This window comes from Nocardia asteroides, assembly GCF_021183625.1.
Taxonomy (GTDB): domain Bacteria; phylum Actinomycetota; class Actinomycetes; order Mycobacteriales; family Mycobacteriaceae; genus Nocardia; species Nocardia asteroides_A.
The window spans coordinates 1,646,110-1,662,998 of the sequence record NZ_CP089214.1 but is presented as its reverse complement, the minus strand read 5'-3'; the positions used below and the strand labels follow the sequence as shown (position 1 = coordinate 1,662,998).

Here is a 16,889-nt window from a genome sequence, read left to right as displayed (position 1 = left end):
CTGGACTTCCGTGCAGACCCACGACATCCGACGGCGCTTCCTGGACCATTTCGTCCGTGCCGGACACACCGAGGTGCCCAGCGCCTCGCTGATCCTGGCGGACCCCAACCTGCTGTTCGTGAACGCGGGAATGGTGCAGTTCAAGCCGTACTTCCTGGGGCAGGAGGAGCCGCCCTACCCGCGCGCGACCAGCGTCCAGAAGTGCGTCCGCACCGGGGACATCGAAGAGGTCGGCGTCACCACGCGGCACAACACCTTCTTCCAGATGGCGGGCAACTTCTCCTTCGGCGACTACTTCAAGGAGCAGGCCATCGGCTTCGCCTGGGAGCTGATCACGAAGTCGCAGGAGCAGGGCGGCTACGGCTTCGACCCGGAGCGGATCTGGGTCACCGCCTACGAGTCCGACCCCGAGGCCGCCGAGATCTGGCAGCGGGTCGCCGGGATCCCGGCCGAGCGGATCCAGTTCCGCGACGGCAAGGACAACTACTGGGACATGGGGGTGCCCGGCCCCGGCGGCCCGTGCTCGGAGATCTACTACGACCGCGGCCCCGCCTACGGCCGCGACGGCGGCCCGGTCGCCGACGAGGATCGCTACATCGAGATCTGGAACCTCGTCTTCATGCAGGACATCCGCGGTGACCGGAGCCCCAAGCAGGGCCACCCGCCGATCGGCACGCTGCCGAAGAAGAACATCGACACCGGCATGGGCGTCGAGCGGATCGCCATGCTGCTGCAGGGCGTCGAGAACGTCTACGAGACCGACCTGCTGCGCCCGATCATCGCCAAGGCCGAGCAGCTCACCGGCCGCGGCTACGGCGCCGACCCCGGCGACGACGTGCGCTTCCGGGTGATCGCCGACCACGCGCGCAGCTCCGCCATGCTCATCTCGGACGGGGTGAACCCGGGCAACGACGGCCGCGGCTACGTGCTGCGCAGGCTGCTGCGCCGGATCGTGCGCTCGGCCCGGCTGCTCGGCGCCGAGAAGCCGGTGATGGCCGAGCTGATCACCGTCGTCTCCGAGCTCATGGCGCCCTCGTACCCGGAGCTCGGCACCGACTTCCGCCGGCTCGAGACCGTCGCCGTCGGCGAGGAGACCGCCTTCCTCAAGACCCTGAGCACCGGCTCCATCCTGTTCGACACCGCCGTCACCGAGGTGAAGGCGAAGGGCAGCAGCACGATTCCCGGCTCCGAGGCGTTCACCCTGCACGACACCTACGGCTTCCCGATCGACCTCACCCTGGAGATGGCCGCCGAGGCCGGGCTCAGCGTGGACGAGGCGGGCTTCCGCTCGCTCATGGCCGAGCAGCGGCAGCGCGCCAAGGACGACGCGGCCGCCCGCAAGCACGCGCACGCCGACCTCAGCGTCTACAAGGAGCTGATCGATCGCGGCGCCACCGAGTTCACCGGCTTCGCCGAGCTGGCCTCCGAGGCCACCGTGCTCGCGCTGCTGGCCGACGGGGTCCGGGTACCGGTCGCCTCCGAGGGGCAGCAGGTCGAGGTGATCCTGGATCGCAGCCCGCTCTACGCGGAGTCCGGCGGGCAGATCGCCGACCGCGGCAGCATCACCGCCACCGGGCTCCGGCTGCGCGTCGACGATGTGCAGAAGATCGCCAAGAAGCTGTGGGTGCACAAGGGGACGGTCGAGCAGGGCGCCGTCACCGAGGGCGACGTCGTGCTGGCCCAGGCCGACCCGGCCTGGCGCCGCGGCGCCACCCAGGGCCACTCCGGCACGCACATGGTGCACGCCGCGCTGCGCCAGGTGCTCGGCCCGAACGCGGTGCAGGCCGGCTCCCTGAACAAGCCGGGCTACCTGCGCTTCGACTTCAACTGGCAGGGCCAGCTCTCCGAGCAGCAGCGCGCCGACATCGAGGCGGTCTCCAACGACGGGGTCGGCGCCGACTTCCCGGTGAACACCTTCGTCACCGACCTGACCGAGGCCAAGCGGATGGGCGCGCTCGCGCTCTTCGGCGAGAACTACGGCTCCGAGGTGCGCGTCGTCGAGATCGGCGGCCCGTTCTCGATGGAGCTCTGCGGCGGCACGCACGTGCAGCACTCCTCGCAGATCGGCCCGATCACGCTGCTCGGCGAGGCCTCGGTCGGCTCCGGTGTGCGCCGCGTCGAGGCCTTCGTCGGGCTGGACTCGTACCGGTACCTGGCCAAGGAGCGGGCGCTGCTGGCCGGCGTCGCCTCCTCGCTCAAGGTGCCGTCCGAGGAGGTGCCCGCCCGGGTCGAGCAGCTCGTGGAGCGGCTCAAGGTCGCGGAGAAGGAGCTGGAGCGCAACCGCACCGCCGCCGTGCTGGCGAGCGCGTCCACCTTCGCCGAGCGGGCGGAGCGGGTCGGCTCGGTGCTGCTGGTCGCGGCTGCGGCGCCGGCGGGCATCGGCGGCGGCGACCTGCGCACCCTGGCCACCGACATCAAGGGCAGGCTCGGCAGCGAGCCCGGCGTGGTGGTGCTGCTCGGCAACGCCGACGGCAAGGTGCCGTTCGTGGTAGCGGTGAACAAGCCCGCCCAGGAACTCGGTATCAAGGCCGGTGACCTGGTGGCCGCCTTCGGTCCGGGCATCGCGGGCCGAGGCGGCGGCAAGCCGGAGATGGCGCAGGGCTCCGGCTCCGACCCGTCGGGCATCGAGGCAGGTCTCGCCGCCGTGCGCGGCCGGGTGGGTGAACTCGCCGGCTGATGGCTGATTCCCAACGGCACGGGCCGCAGGCGGGCGCCCGCCCCGCCGACCGGCCGGATCCGAACAGCGACCCCGGTCGCGGCAGGCGGGTCGGCATCGACGTCGGCAGCGTGCGCGTCGGCGTGGCCTCCAGCGATCCGGACGGCATCCTCGCGACCCCGGTGGAGACCGTGGCGCGGGCGAAGGGGCGGGGTTCGGATTCCGCCACGGCGCCGGATATCGCACGGTTAGCCGAGATTGTGCGGGAGTATGAAGCGGTCGAGGTGATCGTCGGGCTGCCCCGGACATTGCGGGGGGAGAACGGCGCATCGGCCGCCGTGGCCATCGCGTTCGCGGATCGGTTGCGGGAAGCGGTCCAACCGGTTCCCGTCCGACTCTCCGACGAACGGTTGACTACCGTGTCAGCTGCACGTGCATTGCGGGACAGCGGGGTTCGCGCACGCGGCAGCCGACGGGTGATCGACCAGGCGGCGGCGGTGGCGATCCTGCAGGGTTGGTTGGACGAACGGAGCTCGGTGGTGAAGTCGGTCGAACGCACGGTGGTACCCGAGGGAGAGGTGCCGCCGCATGTCTGACCGCCCGAGCCGGGGGGAGGCGTCCCGGCATGTCTGAGCGCTGGGCACGGGCCGAGGAGCGCTACCGCCAGAAGGAGGCCGAGCGCCGCTACAAGCGCAGGGCCCCCGCGGCCGCCGAACCCGAGTGGGACGGCTACGACGACGAGACCAGGGTCATCCCGCGCTACGACGACCAGCTACCCGGCGGCTACCCCGACGAGCCGTACCAGGCGGGCGCCTACCCCGGCGACGGGGTCTACCCGGACGACCCGCCCGGCCACGCCGACCCCGAGCACTACCCGGACGAGGAGCCGCCGCGCCGCGGCCCGCGCAAGCCGCGCCCCGCGGGCGAGTCCAGGCAGCGCCGCGACGACGAGGAGACGGGGACGCGCGCGCGGCGCGGGCCCGGCCGCTCCGGTCGCAAGTCCTCCCGGATCGCCTCCCGCAAGGCCGAGGAGCGCAAGCGCCGCAGGCGCAACTTCTGGTTGATCGGCGCGCTCTTCGCGGTGCTGGTGGTGGCCGCGGTCGGCTACGTCGGGAGCAAGCTGATCGGCGGTTACACCCCGGCCGAGGATTTCGCCGGCCCCGCGGGCGACCCGGTGGTGGTCGAGGTGAAGTCCGGCGACACCGCGACCCAGATCGCCGCCTCCATGTACGACAAGGGTGTGGTCGCCAGCAGCGCCGCCTTCTACGAAGCGGCCGTGCAGAACTCCGCGATGAGCGGTGTGCAGCCCGGCTTCTACGCCATTCCCAGCCGCAGCCCCGCCGCGGCGGCCGTCGCCGAGCTGGTCGGCGGCGAGAGCCGGGTCGGCAACGTGGTGATCTCCGAGGGCAGGCAGCTGCACGATCAGCACGATGTGAACACCACCGCCCGCAAGGAGGGCATCTACACCAAGATCGCCGCGGCCAGCTGCGTCGGCACCACGCCGAAGTGCGTGACCTACGAGCAGCTCGACGCCGCGGGTGCCTCCGCCGACCTGGCCGCGCTCGGCGTCCCGGAGTGGGCGCGGGAGGCGGTCCGCGAGGTCCCGGACCGGCAGCGCCAGCTGGAGGGGCTGATCATGGCGGGCTCCCTCGACTTCGACCCCAGCGGCACCCCGGAGCAGATCCTGGCGCAGCTGGTGAGTACGAGCGCGCGCAGCTACGAGGCCTCCGGGCTGCTGCAATCCGGCGCCACCAACCAGCTCACCCCCTACGAGACGCTGATCGCGGCCTCGCTGGTGGAGCGCGAGGCGCTGCCCCAGGACATGGGCAAGGTGGCCAGGGTGATCGTGAACCGCCTCAAGGTGGACCAGCCGCTGCAGTTCGACTCGACGGTGAACTACGCGCTGGACAAGACCGAGGTGGCCACCACCGACACGGACCGGGCCACGAAGACCCCGTGGAACACTTACGCCATGCCCGGGTTGCCGGCCACCCCGATCTCCTCGCCCTCGCTGGAGGCGCTGAAGGCGATGGAGAACCCGACGCCCGGTGTGTGGCTCTACTTCGTGACCATCGACCAGCGGGGCACCACGCTCTTCACCGAGTCCTACGCGGAGCACCTGCGCAATATCGACCGCGCCCTGGAGAGCGGGATCCTCGACAGTGGGCGCTGACGGCGGCCGTGTCCCCGCGGCCGGAAGCGTGCGGCGGGCCGCCGTGCTCGGCAGTCCGATCGCGCACTCGCGCTCGCCGCAGCTGCACCTGGCCGCCTACCGCGCGCTCGGGCTGGACTGGAGTTACGAGCGGATCGAGTGCGACGCGGCCGCGCTGCCCGGGCTGGTCGCCGGGCTCGGCCCGGAGTGGGCCGGGCTCTCGGTGACCATGCCGGGCAAGGAGGCGGCGCTGGCCGTCGCCGATTCGCGCACGGATCGTGCCGTGCTGGTCGGCTCCGCGAACACCCTGGTGCGGACCGCGGCCGGGTGGCGGGCCGACTGCACCGACGTCGACGGGGTCGCCGGGGCGTTGCGCGAGGCCGGGGTGTCGGCGGTGGCGCGGGCCGTGGTGCTCGGCGCCGGTGGGACCGCCCGCCCCGCTCTGCTCGCTCTCCGCGATCTCGGTGCCTCCGAGGTGACCGTGGTGGCCAGGGACGCGGGCCGGGCCGCCGGTGCGCTGGAGTTGGCGGGGCGGCTCGGGCTGCGCGCCGCGTACACCGGCTTCCGGCTCGACGTGCTGCGCGAGCGCTGTGGCGCCGCCGACGTCGTGATCAGCACCGTGCCCGCCGACGCGGCCGGCGCGGTCGCGGCCGCGGTGGCTCGGGCGCCGGTCGTGCTCGACGCGCTCTACCACCCGTGGCCGACCCCGCTGGCGAGCGCCGTCTCGGCCGCGGGGCACACCGTGGTGAGCGGGCTGGAGATGCTGCTCAACCAGGCCTTCGGTCAGGTCGAGCAGTTCACGGGGCAGCGGGCGCCGCGCGCGGCCATGCGCGCCGCGCTCGCCGCGACGCTCGCGGGCTGACCGGTTCCGCCCGTCTCGGACACCCCGGACCGGGCGACCCCGGCATTTCCGCAGGAGCGGTACGGTGCCTTGGTTATGGTGATGGGCATGAACGGTAGGTGGACATGAACACATGGGTGCTGCGCGCGGTGGTCCTCGGTGCGCTGGTGGTGTTCCTGCGGGCCGTGCTCGGCTTCGCGATGGTGAACTGGCCCACCCACGGCGGGGTGCTGCGGCTGCTCTGCCTGGTGGTGCTGCTGGCGGCGGTCGTCGCCTGGGGTGTGCTGGACGGCAGGGCCGACCGCGCGCGCGTCGAGCGCGGCGGCGAGGGCGCCGACCTGACCATGCGCTGGCTGCGGGCCGCGCTGGCCGGTGGGATCGGCAGCGGCCTGGTGTCCTGGATCCTTGACCTGCTGCCCCGCTTCGACCTCGGGGACAACGGGCTGCTCTTCGAGCTGACCGCGGGGGCGGCGTTCATCGTGCTGCTGATCTTCGTGCCCGCGCTGATCGGCGGCGCGATCGGTCGCCGGGCCGGTGGTAGCCGCAAGGCCGGCGCCCAGCCGCAGGCCGCGAACGCATAGCTCCGGCCCAGCCGCAGGCCGTGCACGCATAATCCGCGCCCGGTCGCAGGCCGTGCACGCATGCTCCGCGCCCGGCCGAGAGCGCGCCGGGCGCCCTCGGCCGGGCTCGGCGGGGGCAGGCGGCGTTCTCGAGGGGGCGGTCCCGGGAGGGGCCGCCCCCCTTCGGCGTCAGAGCAGGACGGCGCCGTTGTTCGGCGTGGGCTGCTTGGCGACCACCGAGTAGGCGGCGGCGAGCAGCGCCGGGTCCGGCCCCTCGAGGCGGCCCGGCTTGGCCAGACCGTCCAGTACCACGAAGCGCAGTACCCCGGAGCGGGTCTTCTTGTCGGTCTGCATGTGCTCCAGCAGCTGCGGCAGCGCGTCCGCGTCGTACCCGGTGGGCAGCCCGAGCGCGGCCAGGATGCTGCGGTGCCGGTCGGCGGTGGCATCGTCGAGGCGCCCGGCCAGCCTGCCCAATTCGGCGGCGAAGACCAGCCCGACCGAGACGGCGGCACCGTGCCGCCAGCGGTAGCGCTCGCGGCGCTCGATGGCGTGGCCGAGGGTGTGGCCGTAGTTCAGGATCTCCCGCAGCCCGGCCTCCCTGAGGTCGGTGCCGACCACGTCCGCCTTCACCTGGATGGAGCGGCGGATCAACTCGGGCAGCACGTCGCCGGTGGGGTCGAGCGCGGCCTGCGGGTCGGCCTCGATGAGGTCGAGGATCACCGGGTCGGCGATGAACCCGGTCTTCACGATCTCGGCCATCCCGGCCACGATCTCGTTGCGCGGCACCGTCTCCAGCGTCACCAGGTCGACCAGGACGGCGGCGGGCTCGTGGAAGCTGCCGACCAGGTTCTTGCCCGCCTCGGTGTTGATGCCGGTCTTCCCGCCGACCGCGGCGTCCACCATGGCCAGCAGCGTCGTCGGCACGTGCACGATGCGCACCCCGCGCATCCAGGTGGCGGCGACGAAACCGGCCAGGTCGGTGGCGGCGCCGCCACCCAGGCTGACCACGACGTCGTTGCGGGTCAGCCCGATCCGGCCGAGCACCTCCCAGCAGAACCCGGCCACCGCGAGGTCCTTGCCCGCCTCGGCGTCCGGGATCTCGATCCGGTGCGCGTCCACCCCGCTCTCGGCGATCGCGGCGCGCACCGCCTCCGCGGTCTCGGCCAGCGGCGGCTGGTGGAAGATCGCCACCGAGCGGACGCCGCCGCCCGCGGTGACGGACTCGACGAGTTCGCCGAGCAGCCCGCGGCCGACGATCACCTCGTACGGGTCGGCGGTGCGGACCTGGAGACGGATCGGCTCTGTCACGTGTGCTCCGAATCTGTGCGTGTGGTCTGAAGGCGGTTGCGCCCGCGGGCGCGCCGGGCCCTGCCGCGCCGCGCCCGCCCGCCGCCCTCGGCGGACGATGCGCCGGTGGCGGCCGGGTCGGCGGATCCCCCGGAAGACGACTCTCCGGCATCCCCGGCCCGAGCCGAGCTCCGGTTCCCGGTGCCTCGGGTGTGAGCGGCATCAAAATTTCCGGCGGCTCCCGCTTGCCCGGCCGTGCCGGAGTCGCCCGGCGCGTCGGCTCCGGTCGTGCTGCCGCCATCGGCGGTGACCTCCGGACGGCGCCCGGTGGCGGTGACCCGACGTTTGCGGCGCCGACGCCGGGGCGCGCGGGCCGCGGTGCCCTCCGCGGCGACTCGGTCGCCCGAGATGCGCTCGGTGGCCGTGCGTTCCGGAGGGGTCCTGGTGCTGCCCGCCGCTTTCGCGGCGCGGTCGGCCTCACCGCGCACGGCGGGCTCCTGCCCCTTCCGCCCGGCGGCGCGGGCCCGCGCCCGGCGGCGCGCCCGCGAACGGCTGCCGCCGTGCGCGGGGATGGGCGCGGCGGCGGGCGCGGCGGCCTCGGGTGCGTCGGTCTCGACGCCGAGCTCGGCCAGGATGGCCCGCACCACGCGGCCGGGGCTGCGCCCGTCGGTGCGCACCCTGATGCTGGAGACCTCGCGGTAGAGCGGGCGCCGGATGCGCATGAGCTCCCGGTACTTGGCCCCGGGATCGGCGCCGTTGAGCAGCGGCCGCCCGGTGCTCGCCCCGGTCCGGCGCAGCCCCTCGGCGACGCTGATCTCCAGGTACACCACCGTGCGTTCGCGCAGCAGCGCCCTCGTGCTCTCGGAGAGCACGGCACCCCCGCCGAGCGAGACCACGCCGAGCTCGTCGAGCACGGCGCGGCGCACCACCCGCTCCTCGATCCGGCGGAACTCCGGCTCGCCGTCGGCGGCGAAGATCTCCGGGATTGTCCGCCCGGTCTCCTCCTCGATCCCGGCGTCGGTGTCGTACAGCGGGACGCCGAGCTCCCTGGCCAGCTTCCTGCCGATGGTCGACTTGCCTGCGCCGGGCGGTCCGACCAGCACCACGCGCGGGGCGTGGGGGCCGGTCGGCGCGGTCATCGTGAGCGGCTGCCCGCGGGCACGTGTGGACGGGCCTCCAGCCGCTCCAGGTAGCGCGTGACGTTGTCGGTGGTCTCGGCGAGCGAATCGCCGCCGAACTTCTCCAGCGCCGCCTGTGCGACGACCAGCGCCACCATGCTCTCGGCGACAACGCCGGCGGCGGGCACCGCGCACACGTCGGAGCGCTGGTGGATGGCGACGGCCTCGTCACCGGTCGACATGTCGACGGTGGCGAGCGCGCGCGGCACCGTCGAGATCGGCTTCATCGCGGCGCGCACGCGCAGCGGCTCGCCGTTGGTCATCCCGCCCTCGAGCCCACCGGCCCGGTTGGTCGAACGCAGGATGCCGTCCGGACCGGGCCGCATCTCGTCGTGCGCCTCGCTTCCGCGCCGCCGCGCGGTCTCGAAACCGTCTCCGACCTCGACGCCCTTGATCGCCTGGATACCCATGAGCGCGGCCGCGAGCCTGGCGTCCAGCCGGTTCTCGCCGCTGGTGAAGGAGCCTAGCCCGATCGGCAGCCCGGTCACGATCACCTCGACCACGCCGCCGAGGGTGTCGCCGTCCTTCTTGGCCGCCTCGATCTCCGCGATCATCGCGGCCTCGGCGTCGGCGTCGAAGGCGCGCACCGGGCTGGCGTCGACGGCGTCCAGATCATCGGGGCCGGGCAGGTGCTCGGCGGTGCTGCGGGCGGTGCCGATCGAGATCACGTGCGAGATCACCTCGACCCCGAAGGTCTGACGCAGGAAGTTGCGGGCGACGGTGCCCGCGGCCACCCTGGCCGCGGTCTCCCTGGCACTCGCCCGCTCCAGCACATTGCGGGCGTCGTCGAAGCCGTACTTGAGCATGCCGGAGAAATCGGCGTGGCCGGGGCGCGGCCTGGTCAGCGGGGCGTTGCGGGCCAGCTCGGCGAGCTCGGCCGCGTCGACCGGGTCGGCGGACATCACCGTCGTCCACTTGGGCCACTCGGTATTGGCGATCTCGATGGCGATCGGGCCGCCCATGGTGCGGCCGTGCCGCACGCCGCCGACCACGGTGACCTTGTCGGCCTCGAACTTCATCCGGGCGCCGCGCCCGTACCCGAGCCTGCGGCGGGCGAGCTGTGCGGAGATCTCCTCCGACGTCACCTCGACGCCGGCGACCATCCCGTCGAGGAGGGCGACGAGAGCGGGACCGTGGGATTCTCCGGCAGTTATCCAGCGCAACACGGGTTCATCCTCCCATGTCGGGCGGGGTGCCCGGGCACACGGCCCGGCGCGCCGGTCACGACGGGCCGCCCTGGCCGACCGCCATCGGCGTGGCGACGGCGAACAGGGTCGCGGCGCACATGGCCGGGCCGTGCGGGACGGGTTGCCCCCGTACCGGCAGCCCGCGCCGATGTCGAAGGGCGAGTAGCACCAACCCGGCGACGGCGGTGCCGAGCGGGGCGAGCAGTGCCGCCCACACCCAGGCCCGCGCGCCGGCGCAGGCCGCCGCCGCACCGAGCGCGACCGCGAGCTTCACGTCGCCCGCGCCGATTCCGGCGGGTGCGACCAGGTGCGCCGCCAGATAGACCCCGGCGAGCAGCACCGCGCCGAGCAGCGCGGGAAGGAATAGCCCGGTGCCCGCGGCATAGCCGAGCACGGCGAGCGCACCGGCCGCGGTGAGCCGGTCGGGCAGCCGGTGGGTGCGCAGATCGACGAGGGCGGCGAGAGCGCACCAGGCGGCGAAGAGCGGGAGGGCGAGGGAAGCGGACATGCGTTCAGCGTGCCGGGGCGGACCGCCGCCGGGAACCGCCGATCCCGTGCCTGTGGACAACTCCGCAGCTGTGCACAACTCGGCCTTTCCCCGGTAGCCGGAGCGGCCCGGCGGAGTAGTTTCGACGCCATGCCCGATGATCCAGCGCCACAGCCCCCCGGGTCGCCCACCGGTGCCCCGCTCGTTCCCGATCACGCCGCACGCCGCGCCGCGCTGCGCAGCCTGCTGGTGGAGAACGGCGTCGACGCCCTGCTCGTCACCGATCTCGTGAACATCCGCTATCTCAGCGGCTTCACCGGCTCCAATGCCGTGCTTCTCGTGCACTCGTGGGATATGCGGGGCTCCGAGGAGCGCACGGTGCTCTGCACCGACGGCAGATACCGCAGCCAGGTGGCCGAGCAGGTGCCCGATCTGCGCGCCGAGATCGCCCGCGCCTGCGCGCCGCGGATCGTGGAGCTGGCAGGGGAGTGGCAGCTGGGCCGGATCGGCTACGAGAGCCACGTGATGACCGTCGACCAGCACCGCGCGCTGGCGGAGCAGCGCACCGGGCTGGAGCTGGTGGCGGTGCCGGGGCTGGTCGAGCAGCTGCGGATGGTCAAGGACGGCTACGAGGTGGATCGGCTCGCCGCCGCCTGCGCGGCGGGCGACGCCGGGCTCGCCACCCTGCTCGAGCGCGGCGGGCTGCGGCCGGGCCGCACCGAGCGCGAGGTGGCCAGGGATCTGGAGTGGGCGATGTTCGAGCACGGCGCCGCCGGGGTCGCCTTCGAGACCATCGTCGCCGCGGGCGCCAACTCCGCGGTGCCGCACCACCGGCCCACCGGGGCGGTGCTCGCCGCCGGTGACTTCGTGAAGATCGATTTCGGCGCGATCGTCGACGGCTACCACTCCGACATGACCAGGACCTTCGTTCTCGGCCCCGCCGCGGCGTGGCAGCGCGAGGTCTACGAGCTCGTGCGCGAGTCGCAGCGGGCGGGCCGGGAGGCGCTGCGCCCCGGCGCCAGGACCGGTGACGTGGACGCCGCCGCGCGCACGGTGATCGAGGCGGCCGGGCACGGCGAGTTCTTCGTGCACGGCCTCGGGCACGGGGTCGGGCTGCGCATCCACGAAGCGCCGGGTATCGCGAAAACGGCAACCGGTACACTCTTGTCCGGCGTGGCGGTGACCGTCGAACCAGGTGTGTACTTTCCCGGCCGCGGCGGAGTCCGGATCGAGGACACGCTCGTGGTGCGCGAAGAGGGCCCGGAACTGCTCACCCGCACCGGCAAGGACCTGACCGAGGTCGGCTGACCCGGTCGCCGCGAACCCCCATACGCAGACAACGAGGAGACCCGAGCACAGTGGCGGACACCAGCGACTTCAAGAACGGCCTGGTGCTGAAGATCGACGGTCAACTTCAGCAGATCACCGAATTCCAGCACGTCAAGCCGGGCAAGGGCCCCGCCTTCGTGCGCACCAAGCTGAAGAACGTGCTGTCCGGCAAGGTGGTCGACAAGACCTTCAACGCGGGCGTCAAGGTGGAGACCGCCACGGTCGACCGGCGGGACATGACCTACCTCTACCACGACGGCTCGGACTACATCTTCATGGACGGCGAGACCTTCGATCAGCTCTCGATCGGCGAGTCCACCGTCGGCCCCGGCGCCCGCTTCCTGCTGGAGAACATGCAGGTGCAGGTCGCCACGCACGAGGGTGAGGCGCTCTTCGTCGAGCTTCCGGTCACCGTCGAGCTCGTGGTGAAGCACACCGACATCGGCCTGCAGGGCGATCGCTCCACCGGCGGCACCAAGCCCGCCACCCTGGAGACCGATGCCGAGGTGCAGGTGCCCCTGTTCATCAACACCGGCGACAAGCTGCGTATCGACTCGCGCGACGGCAGCTACCTCGGCCGGGTCAACGCCTGACGACCCCGGCGACCCGAGACGTGGCGGATCAGCCCGCGGACAAGAAGCCCGCGTACAAGAAGCTCGGCGCCCGGCACAAAGCCCGCCGCCGGGCAGTGGACCTGCTCTTCGAGGCCGAGGCCCGGGATGTCGACCCGGCCGTGCTCGCCGACGAGCGGGTCGACCTGGCAGGCCGGGACCAGACGGTCGCGCCGGTCCACCCCTATACCCGGACCCTGGTCGACGGCGTCGCCGACGACCTCGACCGGGTGGACAACACGATCGAGTCCTACCTGCAGGACTGGGCGCTCTCCCGGCTGCCCGCCGTGGACCGGGCCATCCTGCGGATCGCGGTGTGGGAGCTGTTCCACGCCCCGGATGTGCCGCCGGTGGTCGCGGTGGACGAGGCCGTCGAGCTGGCCAAGGAGCTCTCCACCGACGACTCGCCCGGCTTCGTGAACGGCGTGCTCGGCAAGGTGGTGCTGGTGGCGGAGCAGGTGCGCGCCGCTGCGGCCGCCACCCGCGCCCCGCGCGGCGGGGACACCGCGAACTGACCGCGCGCGGCGCCGGACTCCGGCGCCGCGGCGGCTCTGCCGCCGAGCGGGCAGTCGCTGCTCTTCGTTCATCCCTCAACACCCCTGTGAGGCAATCGGTCCCGGTTCGGGTCTGCCGTGCGCACCGCACCCGTATGCTGGACGCACACGTGGAGGGGAGTTCCGATGACGCGCGCGCTGGCGTGGCTGCGCAACAACATCGACGGGCTCGTGGCGCTGGTCCTCGCGTTCATCGTCGGCATCCTGGCGGTGCTGGATCTGATCGACGTGGACAGCGTCAATGCCATCGTGCTGCTGGTGCTCGGCCTGCTCGCGGGCACGCTGCTGCGCGACCGGCACCTGTCCGCGCAGGCGCTCAGGGACGCGTCGTCGGTGCAGCTGCTGTACGGCTCGGCCATCGGGCACGCGCACACGCTGGCCCGCGGCGGCACCGAGCAGTGGATCTTCAAGGGCGGCACCGGAACCTACATCCGCGCCGTCACGCTGCGCTCCTGCGTGGAGAACGCCAGGCGGGAGCAGCGGCCACTGCGCATGCAGCTGGAGATCCTCGACCCCTTGGACGAGCAGCTCTGCAAGATCTACGCCCAGTTCCGTACCTCGCTGACCCCGGAGGGCGACCGCACCGGCGAGGCGTGGACCACCGACCGCACCCGGCGCGAGGCCTTCGCCACCGTGCTCGCGGCCTGCTGGTACCGGCAGCGCTTCACCTTCCTCACCATCGGAGTCGGGCTGTCCAAGGTGATGTCGACGTTCCGCTGGGATCTCTCCTCCAGTTGCGTGATCGTCACCCAGGAGAGCACCAACTCGCCCGCGCTCATGTTCGAGCGGGACAAGCCCTACTACCGCGACCTCAGCCGGGAGCTGGTGGCCAGCTTCAAGCAGGCGCGGGAGGTGGAGCTGAGCCGGGCGGACACCGTGCCGCTGGCCGACGAGCCCTCGGTGGACCAGGTGCGCAGGCTCTTCGACGCGCTCGCGTTGCCACTGCCGGCCACCTTCACCGATCGCGATGTCGCCGACATCGTGCGCCGCGCGCTGCAACCGAGGAATCCCTACTGATCGACACCCGCTGACCCCGTGAGCCCCGCATGAAGAGCATCGCCCCGCACTCCGATTCCGACTACCGCCTGCTGCGGCGGCTGCTGGATGGCGGCCGCCCGCATGCCGTGCGGACCTGGGCCGCCTGCTACCTGGCCGCGCTGCTCACCGGGGACCGGCCCGCGCACGCGGTGCGGCACCCGCTCGGCTTCGTCTGCTTCCCGGTGTTCCGGGAGGCCGGGCACGGGGTCTGCCTGCACGTGTGGACCGAGGGGGTGCGCTCCTCCTCGACCACGTCGGCGATCCACGCGCACAGCTGGGACCTGGTGAGCACGGTGCTCTACGGCGAGGTCGGTAACGAAGTGGTGGAAATCGACGCGGGCGGTGTTGCGCCGACCCACCGGCTCTACGAAATCCACAGCGGACGCGACGGCGACCAGGTGCGCGGCACGGACCGCATGGTTTCGTATCGCCGCAGGTCGCGGGAGTTCTTCCGGCGCGGCGACGTGTACGAACTGCCCTACGGTGTATTCCATGTATCGGAGGTGGGCGGCGAGGCCGCCACGGTCGCGCTGGGCCGGGATCGGCACGGCAGACCGGACCTGTCGCTCGCCCCGCCGCACGTCCACGACCACCGGGTGCACCGGACCGTGTGCACCCCCGAGGAGACCCGTCGGGTGGCCGGACTCGTTCTGGCCCGGCTGCGCGACGACGCCACCAGCGACCGGAGGCCCGATGAATGACACTGGTGCGACGGTCGAGCGGACCCGGCCGGGCGAGCGGAGGCAGCCCCATGCGAACACGTGAGGCGGCGACCGCACCCGGCCTGATCCGGGCGGGCGGCCTCGCCGCGCCGACGGTGAGCGCGGTCACACAGGCCGCCGCCCGGGTGGCGATCGCGGCCGCCGAGGAGGCGGGCGCGGTGATCCGGGGCGGGCTGCACGGCGCGCTCGGCATCAGCGTCAAGGACGCGGGCGGCGATCTGGTGACCGAGCTGGACCTGCGCGCCGAGCGGATCATCCTGGATCGCATCCGCGGCGCCTTCCCCGGTCACCGCGTGCTCGCCGAGGAATCCGGGCTGCTCGAGGGCTTCGACGACGACTGGACCTGGGTGGTCGACCCGCTGGACGGCACCAACAACATCGCGATCGGGCTGCCGGTCTGCACCGTCGGCATCGCGCTCTGCCACCGCGGGTCCCCGGTGCTCGGCGTCGTGCACGAACCGGTGGCGGGGCACACCTGGTCGGCGATCCGCGGGCGCGGGGCGCACGGCCCGGACGGCAGGCTGCGCTGCGGCTCCGCTCCGGCGGCCGGCTCCGGCCCGGTGCTGGCCTGGCTGCAGGGTTACCCGATCCGGCGCACCGATCCCGCCGCGCGGGCCCTACGGCTCACGCTGGAGGCCGGTTCCCGCAGGTTGATCCAGCTCTGGTCGCCGCTGCTCTGCTGGATCATGCTGAGCCGCGGCGACATCGACGGCTTCGTCGGCTACGGCGCGGGCCAGATCGATCTGCCCGCGGGCACGCTCATCGCGCGCGAGGCGGGGGTGCGGATCGTCGGCTTCGACGGCGCGCCGCTCACCGAGCACATCACCCCGGCCGGGGGTGCGATCGATTTCGTCGCGGCCCGCCCCGAGGTGCTGCCCGCACTGGCCGGGCTGGTGGAGTCGGCGGCCGGGGTCCGGGTGAGCGGGTTGCCCGGCTGAGCAGCCCGGCGACCGTGCCAGGGCCGGGCCGTCGGCACGAGAGCGGCGACGTGCTCGGGCGGGACCGGCAGGCGGTTGGCACAAGAACGGTGACCGTGCCCGGGCGGGACCGTCAGGCGGTCAGTACGAGGGCGGTGACCGCGCCGCCGGTGGCGAGCACCGCCAGCACCAGCCCGGTGCGCACGAACCGGCGCATCGGCACCGAAACCCCGTGCGCCCGGCAGAACTCCAGGCACAGCAGCGTCGCCAGCGAGCCCCACGGCGTCACGATCGGGGCCACATTGGTGCCGATCAGCAGCGCGAGCAGCTGGGTCCGGTTCTCCACCGGAATCACCGCCTCGCCCGCGGTGTAGGCGGGCAGGTTGTTGGCGATATTGGACAGCCCGGCACCGGCCGCCGCGGCCCGGAAAGCGCCTGCCGCACCGGGATCGACGCCGATCAGCGCGCCCATCAGCTCGCCGAGGCCGAACCGGCTCAGCGTCGGCACCACCAGGAACAGCCCCACCACGAAGACCAGCAGCCGCCACGGCAGCAGCGACCAGCGCAGCGCGGCGCGGTCCCAGACCGCGAAGGCGGCCACCGCCAGCGCCGCCGCCAGTACTGCCGCGATCCCGATCTGCTCGCCGAGCAGCGGGATCGCCGCGACGAAGAGCACGCACGCGGCGGAGGTCGCGACGAGCAGAGCGCGGTCGCGCGGCCCGTCGAGCCGGATCGGCTCCGGCGGCAGGTAGGTGTCGGCGTCGCGGTGCGCCCGCCGCCAGTAGAACCACCACAGGCAGAGCGCCGTCGCCGCGATCGAGGCCAGCTGCGGCAGCGCCATGACGGCGGCGAACTCGGTGGCGCTCAGGTCGATCCGTTCGGCGGCGAGCAGGTTGGTCAGGTTCGACACCGGGAGCAGCAGGCTGGCGGTGTTGGCCAGCCAGAGCGTGGTCATGGCCAGCGGCAGCGGCGGGATCCGGGCCGGGCCGGCCAGCGCCAGCATGACCGGGGTGAGCAGCACCGCGGTGGTGTCCAGGTTCAGCAGGATGGTGGTGCCGGCCGCGAACACCACGCAGAGCGCGAAGAGCGCGGGGTAGCGGCCGCGGCCCGCGATGGCGAGCCGGTGCGCGATGACGTCGAAGACCTTGGCCCGCCTGGTCAGCTCGGCCAGCACGATGACGCTGCCGAGGAAGAGCAGCAGCGGGCCGATCCGGCGCATGTTCGCCACCGCCTCGGCGCGCGGCAGCAGCCCGGTGGCGACGCAGAGCACGCCGGCCACCAGCAGCCCGATCCGCAGGCGATCCAGCGTGGAGGTGCGGCGTGGCGAGGGGGTGTCGACCGGCTCGGGCACGACCCCATCATGGCAGTAA

General features: G+C 73.0%; 15 protein-coding genes and 1 pseudogene. 11 read left to right on the top strand and 5 right to left on the bottom strand.

Translation table 11 applies throughout. The features are described 5' to 3' along the window. Positions 1 to 10: 10 nt before the first annotated feature. The 5 genes from alaS (at position 11) to LTT61_RS08070 (ending at position 6,230) form a co-directional block, all read left to right on the top strand. Complete coding sequence (gene alaS / locus LTT61_RS08090) at positions 11 to 2,677, top strand: alanine--tRNA ligase (protein ID WP_233019305.1); 2,667 nt, start codon at positions 11 to 13, stop codon at positions 2,675 to 2,677. Further along, complete coding sequence (gene ruvX / locus LTT61_RS08085) at positions 2,677 to 3,252, top strand: Holliday junction resolvase RuvX (protein ID WP_233019304.1); 576 nt, start codon at positions 2,677 to 2,679, stop codon at positions 3,250 to 3,252. Before alaS ends, ruvX begins: the two co-directional genes overlap by 1 nt. 29 nt (positions 3,253 to 3,281) lie before the next feature. Beyond that, positions 3,282 to 4,829, top strand: coding sequence for an endolytic transglycosylase MltG (locus LTT61_RS08080; protein ID WP_233019303.1), 1,548 nt, complete (start codon positions 3,282 to 3,284; stop codon positions 4,827 to 4,829). After that, a complete protein-coding gene (locus tag LTT61_RS08075; protein WP_420094752.1) occupies positions 4,819 to 5,670 on the top strand; it encodes a shikimate dehydrogenase in 852 nt (283 codons plus the stop codon). The genes LTT61_RS08080 and LTT61_RS08075 overlap by 11 nt, the downstream gene beginning before the upstream one ends. Positions 5,671 to 5,774: 104 nt before the next feature. Then, complete coding sequence (locus LTT61_RS08070; protein ID WP_233019302.1) at positions 5,775 to 6,230, top strand: B-4DMT family transporter; 456 nt, start codon at positions 5,775 to 5,777, stop codon at positions 6,228 to 6,230. A gap of 168 nt (positions 6,231 to 6,398) precedes the next feature. Here LTT61_RS08070 and aroB read toward each other — a convergent pair whose 3' ends face one another. The 4 genes and pseudogenes from aroB to LTT61_RS08050 form a co-directional block, all read right to left on the bottom strand. After that, positions 6,399 to 7,517, bottom strand: a complete 1,119-nt coding sequence (gene aroB, locus LTT61_RS08065) for a 3-dehydroquinate synthase (RefSeq protein ID WP_233019301.1) — start codon at positions 7,515 to 7,517, stop codon at positions 6,399 to 6,401. 599 nt (positions 7,518 to 8,116) lie between these two features. Continuing rightward, positions 8,117 to 8,635: pseudogene (locus LTT61_RS08060) on the bottom strand (shikimate kinase); the annotation flags it as partial. Next, a complete protein-coding gene (gene aroC, locus LTT61_RS08055; RefSeq protein ID WP_233019300.1) occupies positions 8,632 to 9,840 on the bottom strand; it encodes a chorismate synthase in 1,209 nt (402 codons plus the stop codon). The gene aroC and the pseudogene LTT61_RS08060, both read right to left, overlap by 4 nt. A 55-nt stretch (positions 9,841 to 9,895) precedes the next feature. After that, positions 9,896 to 10,369 carry a prepilin peptidase gene (locus LTT61_RS08050; RefSeq protein ID WP_233019299.1) on the bottom strand — a complete coding sequence of 158 codons (474 nt, stop codon included), beginning with the start codon at positions 10,367 to 10,369 and terminating at the stop codon, positions 9,896 to 9,898. 129 nt (positions 10,370 to 10,498) lie between these two features. Between LTT61_RS08050 and LTT61_RS08045 the strand changes: the two genes are divergently transcribed. The 6 genes from LTT61_RS08045 (at position 10,499) to LTT61_RS08020 (ending at position 15,540) form a co-directional block, all read left to right on the top strand. Next, a complete protein-coding gene (locus LTT61_RS08045; RefSeq protein WP_233019298.1) occupies positions 10,499 to 11,656 on the top strand; it encodes a M24 family metallopeptidase in 1,158 nt (385 codons plus the stop codon). Positions 11,657 to 11,706: 50 nt separating this feature from the next. After that, entirely contained in the window at positions 11,707 to 12,270 is a 564-nt protein-coding gene (efp, locus tag LTT61_RS08040; RefSeq protein WP_233019297.1) for an elongation factor P, read from the top strand. 20 nt (positions 12,271 to 12,290) lie between these two features. After that, the gene (nusB, locus tag LTT61_RS08035; RefSeq protein ID WP_233019296.1) at positions 12,291 to 12,803 is read left to right on the top strand and encodes a transcription antitermination factor NusB; all 513 of its coding nucleotides are present in this window, start codon (positions 12,291 to 12,293) and stop codon (positions 12,801 to 12,803) included. Positions 12,804 to 12,968: 165 nt separating this feature from the next. Next, positions 12,969 to 13,859 (top strand): hypothetical protein, encoded by an 891-nt coding sequence (locus tag LTT61_RS08030; RefSeq protein ID WP_233019295.1) that lies wholly within the window; start codon positions 12,969 to 12,971, stop codon positions 13,857 to 13,859. Between the two features lie 29 nt (positions 13,860 to 13,888). Further along, the gene (locus LTT61_RS08025) at positions 13,889 to 14,581 is read left to right on the top strand and encodes a hypothetical protein (RefSeq protein WP_233019294.1); all 693 of its coding nucleotides are present in this window, start codon (positions 13,889 to 13,891) and stop codon (positions 14,579 to 14,581) included. Between the two features lie 50 nt (positions 14,582 to 14,631). Beyond that, entirely contained in the window at positions 14,632 to 15,540 is a 909-nt protein-coding gene (locus LTT61_RS08020) for an inositol monophosphatase family protein (protein ID WP_233019293.1), read from the top strand. A gap of 112 nt (positions 15,541 to 15,652) precedes the next feature. Here the strand turns inward: LTT61_RS08020 and LTT61_RS08015 are convergent, their stop codons facing one another. Further along, on the bottom strand, positions 15,653 to 16,870 hold the full coding sequence (locus LTT61_RS08015; RefSeq protein ID WP_233019292.1) for an SLC13 family permease: 1,218 nt from the start codon (positions 16,868 to 16,870) through the stop codon (positions 15,653 to 15,655). Positions 16,871 to 16,889 lie beyond the last annotated feature (19 nt).